The sequence below is a fragment of the Streptomyces sp. NPDC002206 genome, assembly GCF_053593595.1.
The window spans coordinates 72,476-85,878 of record NZ_JBSFCW010000028.1 but is presented as its reverse complement, the minus strand read 5'-3'; the positions used below and the strand labels follow the sequence as shown (position 1 = coordinate 85,878).

Sequence of the window (13,403 nt, the reverse complement as noted above, 5' to 3'; positions counted from 1 at the left end):
AGCCGTGAGGCGACCAGTGCCGGCAAGGTCCCCGGACGTCTGGCCGTGGTCGGCGGCGGTGTGGTGGCCGTCGAGATGGCCACCGCCTGGCAGGCCCTCGGCTCCCAGGTGACGATGCTGGTCCTCGAGGACGCGTTGCTGCAGCGGATGGAGCCGTTCGCCGGGGAGCTGGTCACCGATGGCCTGCGGGAAGCCGGCGTCGACATCCGGTTCGAGACCTCCGTGACCTCCCTGGTCCGTGAGGGCGGCGAGGTCCGGATCACCCTGGCCGACGGCGGACATCTGGCGGCGGACGAGATCCTGCTCGCCACCGGCCGCGCTCCGAACACCTGGGACCTGGGGCTGGAGACGGTAGGTCTCACCCCGGGCGACTGGCTGACGGTGGATGACACCTTCCAAGTGACCGACGTCGCCGACGGCTGGCTCTACGCCGTCGGCGACGTCAACCACCGCGCCCTGATGACCCACCAGGGCAAGTACCAGGCCCGGATCGCCGGCGCCGTCATCGGCGCCCGCGCCAACGGAGAACCGGTCGACGACACCCGGTGGGGTGCGCATGTGGCCACCGCCGACCATGCGGCCGTCCCCCAGGTCGTCTTCACCACCCCCGAGGTCGCCTCCGTCGGCCTGACCAGCCGCGAGGCGGAGCAGAGCGGGCGCCGGATCAAGGTGGTGGACTACGACCTCGCCCACGTTGCCGGCGCCCACCAGTACGGCGAGGACTACCGCGGCCACGCCCGCATGCTCATCGACACCGACCGCAACACCGTGGTGGGCGTCACCTTCGCCGGCCCCGGCGTCGGGGAACTGGTGCACTCCGCCACCATCGCGGTCGCCGGCGAGGTACCCCTCGACCGGCTCTGGCACGCCGTCCCCGCCTTCCCCACCCTCGGCGAAATCTGGCTACGACTGCTGGAAACCCACCGAGGCTGAAGTCGACAGGGCCGACAGCTGAGCCGAAGGTGTCGGTCGTAAATGCCGGTGAAGTGCCGGCGTTCAGGTGAATGCGCACGACCGTGTACGGATCAGCTGCGTGTGGGCTGCGCTGTGTGTTGCCGGCGGGGTTCGGGGCAGTCGGTCCGGTGAGGGTTCCTGTCGTGTATTCCCCCGTCGCGACAGGAACCCTTGCTTTCCGTGCCGAGTTGCGCGCCCGCATCGGGGTGTCCAAGAGACGTTCCACCTGCACTTCGGGTCCACGGACGGCCTCGTGGAGAACGTGCTGAACGCTGTCGCTGAAGTTGAACGAAACCAGGGGAGTGACGACACACCCATCACCGATGGCAAGGGACACCATGCGCGGGTGGCCCAGCAGGACTTCATGCTCCGGATCTGGGTGATCGACCGGTTGGGTTCCGATGACACGGACCCCGACTGGAGCCCCGAAGCGCTGGCGTCCGACACGATCGAGGCACTGACATTCACGCCCGCACAAGCCGCCGCTCTCGCCGGCGGCCGGTGCGACCTGGCCATCGAGCAGATCCGCGAGCTGCGGTGGCACAAAAAGCTGACGGCCCATCTGGGTAGCCTGGTCGGCTACCTGGCACCTGGCCCCACCCGCGATCAACTTGTTCCCTGGACCGCGACCCGTCAGCTTCTTCCCTGACCCGCGCTGGCGGATGAGGACGCCTGAAGGCTTCAGTTCGAAGTTCAGACAAGTCTGCATCCGCTGCCCGATGCTGCAGGTCACCCGAGGATGCTACTCAGGTTCGCCGAGATCGACAGAGACCTGATACTCCGTCGGAACGTGCGGAAGAGGAGCGATGGCTCGGCGAGATCGAGAGGATCGACATGACCTGACGTCCGTCCGCAGCAAGCAGGCCGACGTCGCGCGGCTCACGGTGAAGAGATCTTCGGGCGTGGTAGCGCGGGAGAAGCGCAGGACGACTTCGGCCCGGACAACTCCGTCACGCCGACCCGCCGGTGCGGGCCTGGGCCCCGGCAGCCCAGTCCCGGAGTACAGTCGGCTCTTCAATCAATCCGTGGGCCGGTGCGCCTGGTTCGCCTCGGGGCGGGCCGCCCAGGCGTCTGCCAGCTACGCCAGCTCCTGCTGTTGGACCGCGCGCAGCCAGGTGCGCGGCGCGGGCTGGGCAGTGCTCGGCACGGCGGGGATCGGGCGGCCTGGAGCTGGTGTTGCGCGTCGGCGGGGCCTCCGCGCTCCGCGCCCTACTGAAGACCCCCTCAGGTTCCGTGGTCTTATCCGTCGGCGCGGTCGTCGTCAGCGTCCGGCTGCGCGGGCAGGGCCTGGCTGGCGGACACCGATTCCACTTCGCCGATGTCCTGCGGCGTGAGGTCGATGTCGGAGGTCTCGTCGTCGCCGGGTCCCTCTGCCTCTCTGCGGGCCTTGCGCCGGTCATTGAGAAGTGAAAAGACAACGGCGGCGAAATAGAGCACCCAGATCGGTGCGGCCAGCGCCAGCATGGTCAGCGGGTCCGTGCTCGGCGTCGCCACAGCCGAAAAGACCGTGATCCCCAGGATCATGCGGCGCCACCAGCCGAGCATCCGCCGGCCGGACAGCACTCCGGTGAGGTTCAGCATCACCAGTAGCAGCGGCATCTCGAAGGAGAGACCAAAGACGACCACCATGCGGGTGACGAGGTCGAGCAGATCGTCCAGCGGCAGCAGGTTGTTCACCCCGTGCGGGGTGAAGTCGATCAACACCTTCGCGGTCGTGGGCAGCACCTTGTAGGCGAAGAAGGCGCCGCCGAAGAACAGCGGGACGCCCGCGCCGACGAACGCGTAGGCGTATTTCCGCTCGTGCTTGTGCAGGCCGGGGGCAACGAACGCCCACAGCTGGTACAGCCATATCGGCGAGGCCAGCACGACGCCAGCCATCAGGGACACCTTCAGCGCCAGGGTGAAGGGCGCGAGCAGACCGTTGATAGTGATCCGCGCGCAGGTGGTGTCGGCGGTCTGCTTGGCCAGATCGGCGAAGGACGTCGGGCAGCCGACCGAGTCCAGCACCGGCCTGGTGAAGATGGTGATGATGTCCTTGTAGTAGAAGGCTGCGGCGATCGTGATGACCAGGATGGCAAGGACGGCCTTGGCGAGCCGGTTGCGGAGCTCACGAAGGTGCTCCGCGAGCGGCATCCGCCCCTCGGGATCCTTTTCCTTGTTGCGGGCTGACTGGGGCACGCCACGTCCTCATCTCGTGCGGCAGACCGGAGACTTCCGGCCCTGCGTCAGTACTTGATCGTCTCCGTCACCCGGTGGGGCGCGAGTTCGCCGCGGCGCTGGTTGCGGCCGGTAGCGCGTCCAGGAGGCAGTTGGTCCAGGTCGGTACCACTTACCGCGAGCTGATCGGCCCTGCCCAGCCCGAGGGTGGGCGGCTCACGAAGGTCCTCAGACCGTCCACTGTTACGCGCCGCGCTTGAGCCAGGAAACAGCGCTGCTCCGGCCAAGACGCCGGCCGATACCGCAGACAACGACGCGGGCGGCCCGACAGCGTAAGAGGTGAGCCGGCCAGGGAGGCTTCGGGCAGCGTCTCGTGCGGGGATGAGCCAGGGGTGCGCAGGACCGGGCTCAGTCGCATTGGCTGGTCGTGCTGTCCGTGGGCGCGGTGCGGGCGTTGCCGGTGTCTCCGGGAGCGTCCGAGATCGTCCGCGGTCCCGGTGCAGGCTCAGGCTCGGGGCGTGGCTTGTTTGAGGCGCCGTCGTCCTTCATGGCCTTGGTCTCGCTCTTGAGGATCCGCATGGACTTGCCCAGCGCCCGGGCCGTGTCGGGTAGTTTCTTCGAGCCGAAGATCAAAACCACCACCGCGACCAGGATCAGCAGGTGCCAGGGTTCCAGCGCATTGCGGAACATCGTCACACCACCCCTTCGAACGTGTCGGCCCTCAAACCTGCCTCGGCGATCCGTGCCGCTTGTTCCTGCGCGGCAGCGGTGGGAGCGGGAGCGCCCGCGGCGCATCGTGTCTTGCCGCCCCGAGAATGCCCCCATCGCTCTCCGGGCGCGCGCAGAACCTCGGCCGCTGCCCAAAGAAGCGTCCCGTCCACGACCGGGCCTTGCGGAAGGTTGACGCGGCGGGAGGCGCACACCTTTGGCCGCGGACGACGGCCTGCTGCCGCCGGGGGGCGCGTCCGGCACGGTTGCCCGTCCGCCGATACGGCGAAGAGTTCCTCTTCCGCGTCCCGGCCGCACGCGGCCGGGACACCACGCTGCTGGACGCGGTCGATGTCCACGACCCGGCAAGGCTCTACACCGACCGATGCCTGGCACTCGTCGTCGCAGAAGGGGATCCGCAGGATGTGGCCGGGCAGGCCGGCGTCCGTGCCCGCGCCCGCGGTCTCGTGCGCGGGCGCCTGGGAGGAGGTTTCCCGGTGCACTTGGCACGGCGGTTTCACCGGTGTCCGCCGCCCGCGCCATCGGAAGATTCCCACGGCGTCGTCCAGCCACGCCTCACAAGTGAATTCGTCGCCCGTCGCCGCAACCGCGGGGGGCCTGCCCGGCAACAGGCGCACCGCGAGGCGCAGTTCGCCGCCTGTGACCTGCATGGCCACCTGCGTCGGCTGCCCGGCCCGCGGGGTGTGCGGGGGCGTTTGGGCCGGATGGACGCCCAGCCGCCGCCCCTGGGAGCAACCACGTTCGGGCACCTGGAACAGCCGATGGGTCTTCGCGTTCGGCCACGGTGCGTTCATCGGCTCTCCATGGCGTGACCGTTCCTGTCGCCGACCGGCGTGATGTTCACGCATGGCTGTCGGGCATGTGAGGCGAGGCCAGTGGAGGTGGCCGGCTGCCGCGGGGGCGTGCCGGGTGTCGTTGCCCTTGCGGGTCATGGGTCCTTCTCCTTGTCGGATCGGGGTCGATTCAGATTCTGGGGCGCTCGGCAGCCGTCCAGGCGGCGTACTCCTGGCGGACGTAGAGGCGGTGGCTGGGGACGAGCGTGATCGCGTCGGGGTGGTGCGGGCCGGCCACCAGGTCGGGATGGCGACGGTCGTACAGGACGAGTTGCTCGGCGGTTTCTGCGGCGGCTGCGACCGGGCCGCGGCCGGGGTCGGCGAGGGCCATCCGGTCCATGAGGGCGGCCCGTCGTAGCAGCCAGGCGCGTTCGGCGGCCGTCGTATCGACCAGGGGGCCGGTGACGGGCCCGGCCTGGCGGCCGTCGCGTTCGGCCCCGAGAGCGAGCACTTGGTGCATCTCGCGGCGCAGGTCCGGCGCATTCGCGTACGCCTCGTGCGGGGGCGGGGCGCCGATGCCCTCGCCGCTGTTCGGGGTGACGTCCATCCCTGATCTTGCGTGGGAATCCCGGCCTTCAGGCCGGGCGGGAAACGCATCCTGAGATTCGGAGCCGCGAAGCGGCGTAGTACGCTGCGATCCTGCTTCGGCAGCGGTCAGGGCTTGGCCGTCATGAGATCCCATGCGGTCAAGTGAGAAGCCGCCTCGTTTACGAGGGGGAGGAGTCACGCTCACACCTCCGCCTGTACGCAGGGGTCGGCGCCGCAGCGTTGACACAGCACCGTGTCGTGGTCGTGGTCGCCGTGATCAAGGGCCGATGGGTGTGCTGCGGACCGCATGGGCACCCCGGCCGGGCCCGGGCAGCCGTCGACGGGGCACGGCTTGTGGGTCGCGAAGGCCCACTTGGCGGGGCCGTCGGGTGACCCGGCGCCGCAGCCGCCCCCGGTGACCCGTCGCTGTGCTGCGATGCCGGCCCTGGCAAGGGGCCGCAGTTCGTGCGGAACGCCCGGCCCGGTCATGGCGAGCACCTGAGGCAGGCGCGGACTTCGCGGCCAGTGCGTGTCTGGTGGACCTCGGTCGACTGGGCGAGGCACTGGACGATGCCGGTGCCGCGGCCGTGTTCGTCGGGGGCGATGTCGGGGCGATGGCGCTCCACTGCCATGCCGGAGTCAGCGACCACAATGTGCAGAGTGCCGTCGTCGAGGACGAGCAGCAGGGTCATGCGCTCGCGGCCGTACTGGGCGGCGTTGGCGGCGAGTTCGTCGACGATGAGAACGGCGGAGTCGCGCTCGGTTGCGGGCACGCTCCAGGTCTCCAGCAGATCGGCCGCGAAGTGACGAGCGGCGGAGACGTGCGCCTCCTGCGCGGGCAGGGTGAGCAGCGCCTCGTGGCGGCAGGGCCGGCCGAGCAGTGAACTCGGGCTGGGGGAATCGGTCACAAACATGGTCTTCTGGCTCTTCTGTGGATGTGCGGAGAGCGGAACGGGGGAGACCGCCAACAACTTCGGGGGCGGTCGGTGGGCCGGATCCTGAAGGGGCGCGCTCATTCAGTTCCACGGGCGACGCATGCCGAACGGTTCGAGCCGTTCGCCCCTTTTTTCTTGATTTCTTGCGGGTCACGTCAGTGCCTGCGGCCTGGCTGGGCTCACTCGCCTCTGCCAGGGCTCGATGCCGTACTCGGCCGGACCGGGCACCGGCAGCTCGTTTCCTCGCCCGTGGTCTTCCGGACGGCCCTGCGGGAACGTCGCGCCGCAGGGCCGCACGAGCGTCCCTGTCCGCGTCTCGGCTCGGTCGCGGCCCTCGGCGTGCAGACATCCTGGACCGTCTTCTCCGGGCTGCACGGACTTCGGAGGAAGGCGAGTTGAGGGCGCCGGCCGTTTGGTGAACCGCATACCTCTGCTTGCGCGCGGGACGGGGATCACTTCGGCCGGGCCCTTGCTGAGGCCCAGGGCGGCGCCACCGGCCACCCGGAGGGGGAGTGCACGCCCCGTCGGCGCACTCACGCATCAAGTCGGCTGAGGACGCAGCTGGTTCGCCGGAGCCGGGGTGGGAGTCACCAGCTGCCGGAAACCGTCGGCGCGCCGTGAGAAGGACCCGGGCGCCGGCTTCGGCCTCCTCCCGGCGGAGGTTGAGGTGTATGCCTTCGGCCCCGCACAGCCGTGTCCACCCATGTACGCGGCCGGCACCCGAGAAGACCCGGCGCGGGGCTGACCGGCCTGCCACTGCCGGAAGCCGCGTGACGGGAGCGGGCAATAGCCGCGCAGGTGATCTTTTCCGGCCGGTGGCAGCCGCTTCGACCACGAGCCGCCTCCGCGCTCGTGGCGCCGATCAGCCCCTCGGCCACAGCCGCGCCGGTGTCGGCCTCCGAGGCCGCCGCGCTCATCCGCCGGGTGCCGTTGTCGGACGATCTCGCCGATCCCGGAGCCGTGCGGCGTGGTGCATCGGTCGACGACGGTGGTCACGAGCGTGCCTGCGCAGCCGATGTCACGAGCACAAGCCTCCTCGATGGCCATCGGCTGGACGTCCTGTGCGCGCTCCTTCAGCCTGGCCCACCGGTCTTGAGGCGGCTCGCTTTCGTCGACTGCCCGGCCCCCTCGCCGCTGAGGGCACGGCCCTTCGGTGGCGCCGTCTTCTTGGCCTCTTGTGCCGCCGTGCGCTCACACCCAATGGCTGTCGTCATGTCACTGGGCGGCCAGGCCGCCCAGTGACATGACGACTCTGGCCTCGCCTCACGCCTGGATTGTGACCAGCTTCTGACCGTTGCCTGCGAGGATCTCGAAGTGGTCGATGGCTCCCGGGGACATGGCAACCGCCCCTGGAATCGTGGTGCCGGGAGGGTACTCGCCTGCCCGCCAGGTAGCGCCGTCCGTTCTGGCTCCGCCGGGTCCGACCGCCTGCAGCCGGCAGGTGATTCCGGCGGGTGCCCCCTTGGCGGAGACATGCAGGACACTGCCCCAGGCAGAGGGCGAGACCTTCACCGAGGCGGAGACGCCGGTGGTGGGATCGCTTCCGGAGAAGGTGCGCCAGGCAATCGGTGCGGTCGGCCCAGGCGGCGTCGCCACACTGCCCACGGATCCGATGGCCGCCAGCCATGTGCCGCCGGCCGCTGCCGCGATGAACATCAGCGAGGCGGCCGCGCCGGCCAGTTGCAGACGCCAGGTCCTGCGGCGCCGGGCCGCGGCCTGCTGGAGCAGCCTCTCCAGCACACCCCCTGCCGGCGCCTTCGACACCGCGGGCGCGGCGGGCCGTTCGGGCAGGGAGCCCTGCGCGCTTTCGGCTGCCCGTGCCACCAGCCGGTCGGCCAGGTCCCCGTCGGCCGTCGGCACTGTCTGGCCTGAGACTTCGGCTTCGGTCACCGTCGCCAGCAGCGCAGGCAATCCCGCCAGCCGGGTGTGTTCGGCCAGGCATTCGGCGCATTCCGCGAGGTGGATGCGCACCCGTTCCATTTCTGCCGAGGGCAGAGTGCCCAGGACGTATCCCCCCAGCGCCAGCCGGAGGGCGTCGTGCTCCGCACTCATGGTCGCCACCTCCTGCCCGCCACGGTCATGGCTCGATGCCCCGTTCCTGCAGCGCCAGTCGCAGGGCGTGCAGGGCGTAGTACGTCCGCGACTTCACGGTGCCCAGCGGGATGCCCAGCACCTGTGCGGCCTCCGCCATGGTCCGGCCCCGGTAGTAGGTCTCCAGCAGGACGGCGCGGTGGTCCGGGGACAGCGACCGGACGGCGTCGGCAACCGCCCAGCTCTGCAGTGCCTGCTCGATCTGGTCCTCGCCCGGCGTCTGTTCGGCGGCCCGCTGAAGGGCCTCGCCGCTGACCTCGGCCGGCCTGGCCTGCCGGGCCCGGTGGGCGTCGATGACCAGGTGCCGGGCGACCGTACACAGCCATGCCCGGGCCGGGCCGCGTGCGGGGTCGAACGCGGCGGGATGCTGCCACGCTCGAAGCAGTGTCTCCTGGACCACATCCTCCGCCCATTGCCAATCTCCTGAGGTCAGTCGCAGCACGTAGTGGAACAGGGCTCCTGCGTGCTCCGCGTACAGCGTGCGCAGCAGTTCCTCATCTGCGGTCGAAAGTGTCCCTTTACCAGAGACACGGTGCGCGGAGCGATCCAGATCGGTCCGTGGACCACGTTTTGGGAAACTCCAGTGCATAGGCCGATCATCGCGCACATGTACTGCTTTGTCCTGTAACGCACAGCACGATGCAGGTGACGTTCTGTGAGTGTCGCGGGCGATATGTCCCTGCGGACTTTGTGGCACCAAGAGGGCCAAGCGTGCGCGGCGCCCGGGAGGCCGGCTGATCTGCGGTGATGTCAAGAGGTCTCATAAAAAGTGCATATCTACCGAACCGTGGGACCCCCGCCGTCCGTGGAGCCGGACAAGAGCCGACTCACGCGCAATTCCTCATCGATTCCCCATGCGACAAAGGATGGATCAGAGGTGACCGAGATGTACCACGCGACGGACGCGCTCCTGGCGCCGGCCAAGCTCACCCCGCCCCCGTGCATCCAAGTAGGCGCCACCGCGCAGTGTCCGCCCGTGCCCAGCGCACACCACGGCGACGGCTCTACGCGCACAGTGATCGAGGGCCGCGCAACCACCGGGACAGAACTCCGCCCGGCCCGGCGTGCGCACCACCCGTATGAGCACCGCCGACCTGCCCCGAGTCACTCGCAGCTCCCCATGGGGGAACTGCCGCATGCTGCCCGCACGCTCGCAGCGCGCAAGGGCGGATGCGCAGCGCGGGGCACGTCGAGGCGAGCCGCCGGACCGGGGCGGCACTCATGCTCGTTCGCCGGGTCCGTGAGGGGCACGCGCCCATGAACACGGCATCCACTACACATTCCTGCGGTTACGTGCGCCGAGCCGGCGCAGTCCCCGTCTCCGCCTGATCAGTGAGGAACGGACACCATGTACCTGGACTTTCGCACACCAGGCCGGCGGTCACGCGCTGCGGCCGGGCTGGCTGTCGCCATCATCGCCACTGCCGGCGCGGTGGGGCTCCTCAGCTCATGCGGCCAGTCGTCGCATTCCTCGGCCAGCGGAGTCGGCGCCATCACACCCGGTCAGGGTCAGCACCAGACGGCAGGGATGCCCGGCGCCACGGGGCCGGGGAAAGGCTCCACTCCCGGCGCCCCGCCGACGCCCAGTATGAGCATGCCTATGAGTCCCTCGAGCACGGGCGCGCCGGCCGCGCCGGTGACCGGGAGCGCGGTGGCGATCAAGAACTTCGCATTCTCCCCGGCCACGCTGAAGGTCAAAGTGGGCACGAGGGTGACGTGGACCAATCAGGACACCGACGCCCACACCGTCACCAGCGCCGGATCGGGCGGCCCGTTGCATTCGGCCGCCCTGGCCACCCACGCCACCTACAGCTACACGTTCACCAAGCCCGGCACCTATGCCTACCTCTGCACCATCCATCCGTTCATGACCGCCACCGTGGAGGTGACCCGATGACCGATTACTACGACAGTCACGACGGAGCACCGGCCGACGACGCCGGTCAGCCCGATACCGAACGCGGTATGACTCGCCGTCAACTTATCCGGCACGCAGGGTGGTTCGGCGGCGCGGTGGTGCTGACCGTGGCCAGTGGAGAAGTGATCAGCCACATCGCCGGCTCCCGAGACACCAACGCCGCGGCCGGGGCCGCCGCAGCCGGAAGCGGCGCGCTGCGGTTCGTGCAGGTCTCCGACAGCCATATCGGGTTCCAGGGCCCGGCGAACATGGATGTGGTCGGCTCCTTCGCCGAAGCGATCAAGCAGGTCAACTCGCTCGGATTCAGACCTGACTTCGTCATGCACAGCGGCGACCTGACCCACCTGTCCACGGCCGGGCAGTTCGACCAGGTCAAGCAGATGATGGCCGGAATGAAGACGGACCGCGTCTTCACCGTGCCGGGCGAGCACGACTCCATCGGCGATGCAGGCCGCGCCTACCGGCGGAACTTCGGCACGGGCACGCTCGGCGATGGCTGGTACAGCTTCGACACCCACGGCGTGCACTTCATCGCCCTGGTCAACACCCTGAGCCTGGAGAAGCTCGGCCACCTCGGCAACGCCCAGATCGACTTCGTTCGCAAGGACATCGCCGGACTGTCGTCGGACACCCCCATCGTGGTCTTCAGCCACATCCCGCTGTTCGCCATGTACCCGAAGTGGGGCTGGAGCACCGACGACGCCCTCAAGGTCATCGCCCTCCTGCGCCGCTTCTCCTCCGTCACCTGTCTCAACGGGCACGTCCACCAACTGTTCACCAAGACAGAGGGCAACATCACCTTCCACTCCGCCACCACCACCGCCTACCCCCTGCCCAAACCGGGCCGCGCCCCCGCCCCCACTCCACAGGTCGTCCCTGCCCGGCAGCTCAAAGACGCACTCGGCATCCGCAGCGTCGGCTACCGCCAAGGCGACCGCGAACTGGCCATCAAGGACCAGAGGCTGGCATGAACACCCAAAGATTCCTCGCCCCCACCCTGCGGTCCGCGACCGCCGCAACCCTCGCTGCCAGCGGATACATCCACGCCCAGCTCTACATCGACGGATACCGCTTCATCCACATCATCGGCCCCCTGTTCCTGCTCCAGGCCAGCGCTTCCTTCGCCCTCGCCGCCCTGCTGCTGATCGGGACATCACCCCTGCTGCTGAGGACCGTCGCGGCAGGCGTCGCGCTCGGCGCTCTCGGCGGCTTCACCGCTTCGCGCACCGTAGGAGTATTCGGATTCACCGAGCACGGTCTGCAGCCCGAGCCACAAGCCGTCCTCAGCCTCCTCGCCGAAACCGGCACGCTGCTGCTCCTCGCCATCTGGCAGGTGACCGTGCCCAGACAACACGGCGCTGCCCGACCGCCCGTCAGGACACCCAACTGGGCCACCACCCGCACACCACCCAACTGAACCACCACCATGAAGCCGCCCGGGATGCCTGCGTCCTGGCTCGGGGTGCGGCGGGACCGGCAAAGCCACACACCGCCGCACGGGCTACCAATTTCGTGTCGGCCCAGGCACTGCACGCCCTGCTGCTTGCAGAAGCCCGTTGCTTTGATCATCAAGCGATCTCAGCAATCTCGATGTTTCCACCGGAATGGTCCGTAACGGGTCATCAGAGCGCAAGTTGCGCGCCGGTGTCCTGTTGACGGTCTCCCGTTTCCTTCCCGGCCCGGGGGCTGAGGATTGTGCCACCTGCCCGCCCCGTCCCGGCCTTGCGGCGCGGGCGGGTGACGTGGGTCTTGCGGTCGGCTCCACGGGGCTTCGACTCCGCCTCGACGGCGTTGTCCAGGTCTGCGGCCACTCCGGTACCTGTGGTGCGGGCCGCGAGAGCGACCAGGTTGTGTCCGGCGTTGGCGTCCCGGTCAAGGACGAGCCCGCAGTTGTCGCACTCGAAGACGCGCATGCTGAGGGGCAGCTTGGCTTTCACCGCACCGCAGCGCGAGCAGGTCTTCGAGGAGGGGAACCAGCGGTCGGCGACGACGAGGCGTGTGCCGTACCGGCGGGTCTTGTAGGTGAGCTGGCGTCGGATCTCGCCGAACGCGGCGTCCGCGACGCGGCGGGACAGGCGCCGGTTGCGGCCCATTCCGGCGACGCCCAGGTCTTCGACGACGATCGTGCCGTACTCGCAGGCGAGGCGGGTCGTCATCTGGTGGAGGGTGTCCTCGCGGAGGTTCGCGACCCGGTGATGGATCTTGTTCCGCGCCTGACTGGCCCTTCTCCCAGCGCTTCGACGCCTGCTGACCGGTGCCCCACGGGGCCGCTCCCGGTGCGTCGGCCGGGGGCAGCGGTCTGCGCGGCGTTGTCACCGCTCCAGCGCACGACTTCCGAGGCCGCTCGTAACGACGGTGCGCATGGGAACGCCGCGGAAGGTTTGGATGAGGACGACCGCGGCACCGGCGGTCACACACTGGTCGGCGAGGTTGAAGATCCCTGACTCGCCGAACTGGATGAAGTCCAGCACAGCGCCACGACCGAATCCAGGGGTGCGGAATATGCGGTCGGCGAGGTTGCCGCCGGCGCCCGCGAAGATCAGTCCGAGACCGACCGCCCAGCCGGTGGACCGGATGGAGGGGGCGACCCGGGCGATGAGGATGAGCACGACGATAGCCAGGAATGTGAAGACCAGGGTCGCGCGGGGCGCGAAGGAGCCGGCCGCTCCGGAGTTCCGGAAAGCGGTGAAGGTCACCGCACCGCCCAGCGGGTGCCTGGGCTCATGGCCCTCAACGACAACCGCGGCAATCGCCTTCGTGATCTGGTCCACGGCGAATCCTGCCGCCGCAATCGTCCACAGCAGATACATCCGCCGCACCGCCCACCTCCTGATCGCTGGCCGTCCTTCACCGAGCGTACGCGCCAGGGCAGCATGATCCGCCTACGTCATCAGCGGCTACGAGCCGTGATCGACAGGGGCGAACGTTGCGCGATGCGGCACTGGTCAGCCCACGGGATCGTCGCAACGCTGACTATGCGGAACCGCTAAGCCCAGCGCATGCCGAGTGCGGACAGCGCCTTGTGCCGTTCGGGGCGTGAGCTTGTCGGCCCGTCGGCGGCTGTTGTCGACGAACATGCCGAGCTTCACCCCAGCCTCGTTCTCGTCCAGATGATCGAGGTGCTTGCCGGGCACGTTCAGATGGCCTTCACGGGCGTGGAACTGCTGGGCGGCTTCCAAGTCGAGCGCCCACTTGTCCGCGCCGCCACAACGTGTTCTCCGGCCGCAGGATCCGCAAGGACACGAACGCGGCGAGCTG

Annotated in this window: 15 protein-coding genes; 5 read left to right on the top strand and 10 right to left on the bottom strand. The window is 69.1% G+C overall.

Annotated elements, in window-relative coordinates; genetic code table 11:
* Window positions 1-933, top strand: a 933-nt coding sequence (locus tag ACWCP8_RS32675; RefSeq protein WP_451119818.1) for an FAD-dependent oxidoreductase, incomplete at its 5' end; no start/stop codon positions are given.
* Between the two features lie 274 nt (window positions 934-1,207).
* The gene (locus tag ACWCP8_RS32670) at window positions 1,208-1,603 is read left to right on the top strand and encodes a hypothetical protein (RefSeq protein WP_451119816.1); all 396 of its coding nucleotides are present in this window, start codon (window positions 1,208-1,210) and stop codon (window positions 1,601-1,603) included.
* A 590-nt stretch (window positions 1,604-2,193) separates the two neighbouring features.
* On the opposite strand, the gene tatC is transcribed toward ACWCP8_RS32670, so the two are convergent.
* From tatC to ACWCP8_RS32635, 7 genes are all read right to left on the bottom strand, one after another.
* Window positions 2,194-3,132 carry a twin-arginine translocase subunit TatC gene (tatC, locus tag ACWCP8_RS32665; RefSeq protein ID WP_352272246.1) on the bottom strand — a complete coding sequence of 313 codons (939 nt, stop codon included), beginning with the start codon at window positions 3,130-3,132 and terminating at the stop codon, window positions 2,194-2,196.
* Window positions 3,133-3,519: 387 nt separating this feature from the next.
* A complete protein-coding gene (gene tatA / locus ACWCP8_RS32660; protein ID WP_451119830.1) occupies window positions 3,520-3,801 on the bottom strand; it encodes a Sec-independent protein translocase subunit TatA in 282 nt (93 codons plus the stop codon).
* A 2-nt stretch (window positions 3,802-3,803) separates the two neighbouring features.
* The gene (locus tag ACWCP8_RS32655; RefSeq protein WP_451119814.1) at window positions 3,804-4,490 is read right to left on the bottom strand and encodes a hypothetical protein; all 687 of its coding nucleotides are present in this window, start codon (window positions 4,488-4,490) and stop codon (window positions 3,804-3,806) included.
* 313 nt (window positions 4,491-4,803) lie between these two features.
* Window positions 4,804-5,220 carry a hypothetical protein gene (locus tag ACWCP8_RS32650; RefSeq protein WP_451119812.1) on the bottom strand — a complete coding sequence of 139 codons (417 nt, stop codon included), beginning with the start codon at window positions 5,218-5,220 and terminating at the stop codon, window positions 4,804-4,806.
* Between the two features lie 466 nt (window positions 5,221-5,686).
* On the bottom strand, window positions 5,687-6,109 hold the full coding sequence (locus tag ACWCP8_RS32645; RefSeq protein WP_352272251.1) for an ATP-binding protein: 423 nt from the start codon (window positions 6,107-6,109) through the stop codon (window positions 5,687-5,689).
* A gap of 1,290 nt (window positions 6,110-7,399) precedes the next feature.
* Window positions 7,400-8,188: an anti-sigma factor gene (locus ACWCP8_RS32640; protein ID WP_352272253.1), complete on the bottom strand. Its 789-nt coding sequence runs from the start codon at window positions 8,186-8,188 to the stop codon at window positions 7,400-7,402.
* A gap of 25 nt (window positions 8,189-8,213) precedes the next feature.
* On the bottom strand, window positions 8,214-8,816 hold the full coding sequence (locus tag ACWCP8_RS32635; protein ID WP_451119810.1) for a sigma-70 family RNA polymerase sigma factor: 603 nt from the start codon (window positions 8,814-8,816) through the stop codon (window positions 8,214-8,216).
* 1,011 nt (window positions 8,817-9,827) lie between these two features.
* Here ACWCP8_RS32635 and ACWCP8_RS32630 point away from each other — a divergent pair.
* From ACWCP8_RS32630 to ACWCP8_RS32620, 3 genes are read left to right on the top strand one after another with little or no spacing between them, the layout of a single operon-like run.
* Window positions 9,828-10,124, top strand: coding sequence for a plastocyanin/azurin family copper-binding protein (locus ACWCP8_RS32630; protein ID WP_352272256.1), 297 nt, complete (start codon window positions 9,828-9,830; stop codon window positions 10,122-10,124).
* Entirely contained in the window at window positions 10,121-11,116 is a 996-nt protein-coding gene (locus ACWCP8_RS32625; protein ID WP_451119808.1) for a metallophosphoesterase family protein, read from the top strand. The genes ACWCP8_RS32630 and ACWCP8_RS32625 overlap by 4 nt, the downstream gene beginning before the upstream one ends.
* On the top strand, window positions 11,113-11,562 hold the full coding sequence (locus ACWCP8_RS32620; RefSeq protein ID WP_451119806.1) for a hypothetical protein: 450 nt from the start codon (window positions 11,113-11,115) through the stop codon (window positions 11,560-11,562). The genes ACWCP8_RS32625 and ACWCP8_RS32620 overlap by 4 nt, the downstream gene beginning before the upstream one ends.
* Window positions 11,563-11,767: 205 nt before the next feature.
* Here ACWCP8_RS32620 and ACWCP8_RS32615 read toward each other — a convergent pair whose 3' ends face one another.
* From ACWCP8_RS32615 to ACWCP8_RS32605, 3 genes are all read right to left on the bottom strand, one after another.
* Entirely contained in the window at window positions 11,768-12,346 is a 579-nt protein-coding gene (locus ACWCP8_RS32615; RefSeq protein ID WP_451119828.1) for an RNA-guided endonuclease TnpB family protein, read from the bottom strand.
* A gap of 111 nt (window positions 12,347-12,457) precedes the next feature.
* Complete coding sequence (locus ACWCP8_RS32610) at window positions 12,458-12,955, bottom strand: signal peptidase II (RefSeq protein ID WP_352272270.1); 498 nt, start codon at window positions 12,953-12,955, stop codon at window positions 12,458-12,460.
* Window positions 12,956-13,090: 135 nt separating this feature from the next.
* Window positions 13,091-13,324 (bottom strand): helicase associated domain-containing protein, encoded by a 234-nt coding sequence (locus ACWCP8_RS32605; RefSeq protein ID WP_352272264.1) that lies wholly within the window; start codon window positions 13,322-13,324, stop codon window positions 13,091-13,093.
* Window positions 13,325-13,403 lie beyond the last annotated feature (79 nt).

What these genes read in the sequence shown, in the direction of transcription:
- tatA (WP_451119830.1), bottom strand. Translation starts at nt 3,801, where the DNA reads ATGTTCCGCAATGCGCTGGAACCCTGGCACCTGCTGATCCTGGTCGCG.
- ACWCP8_RS32630 (WP_352272256.1), top strand. Translation starts at nt 9,828, where the DNA reads ATGAGTCCCTCGAGCACGGGCGCGCCGGCCGCGCCGGTGACCGGGAGC.
- ACWCP8_RS32610 (WP_352272270.1), bottom strand. Translation starts at nt 12,955, where the DNA reads ATGTATCTGCTGTGGACGATTGCGGCGGCAGGATTCGCCGTGGACCAG.
- ACWCP8_RS32620 (WP_451119806.1), top strand. Translation starts at nt 11,113, where the DNA reads ATGAACACCCAAAGATTCCTCGCCCCCACCCTGCGGTCCGCGACCGCC.
- ACWCP8_RS32655 (WP_451119814.1), bottom strand. Translation starts at nt 4,490, where the DNA reads ATGCAGGTCACAGGCGGCGAACTGCGCCTCGCGGTGCGCCTGTTGCCG.
- ACWCP8_RS32640 (WP_352272253.1), bottom strand. Translation starts at nt 8,188, where the DNA reads ATGAGTGCGGAGCACGACGCCCTCCGGCTGGCGCTGGGGGGATACGTC.
- ACWCP8_RS32635 (WP_451119810.1), bottom strand. Translation starts at nt 8,816, where the DNA reads ATGCACTGGAGTTTCCCAAAACGTGGTCCACGGACCGATCTGGATCGC.
- ACWCP8_RS32650 (WP_451119812.1), bottom strand. Translation starts at nt 5,220, where the DNA reads ATGGACGTCACCCCGAACAGCGGCGAGGGCATCGGCGCCCCGCCCCCG.
- ACWCP8_RS32625 (WP_451119808.1), top strand. Translation starts at nt 10,121, where the DNA reads ATGACCGATTACTACGACAGTCACGACGGAGCACCGGCCGACGACGCC.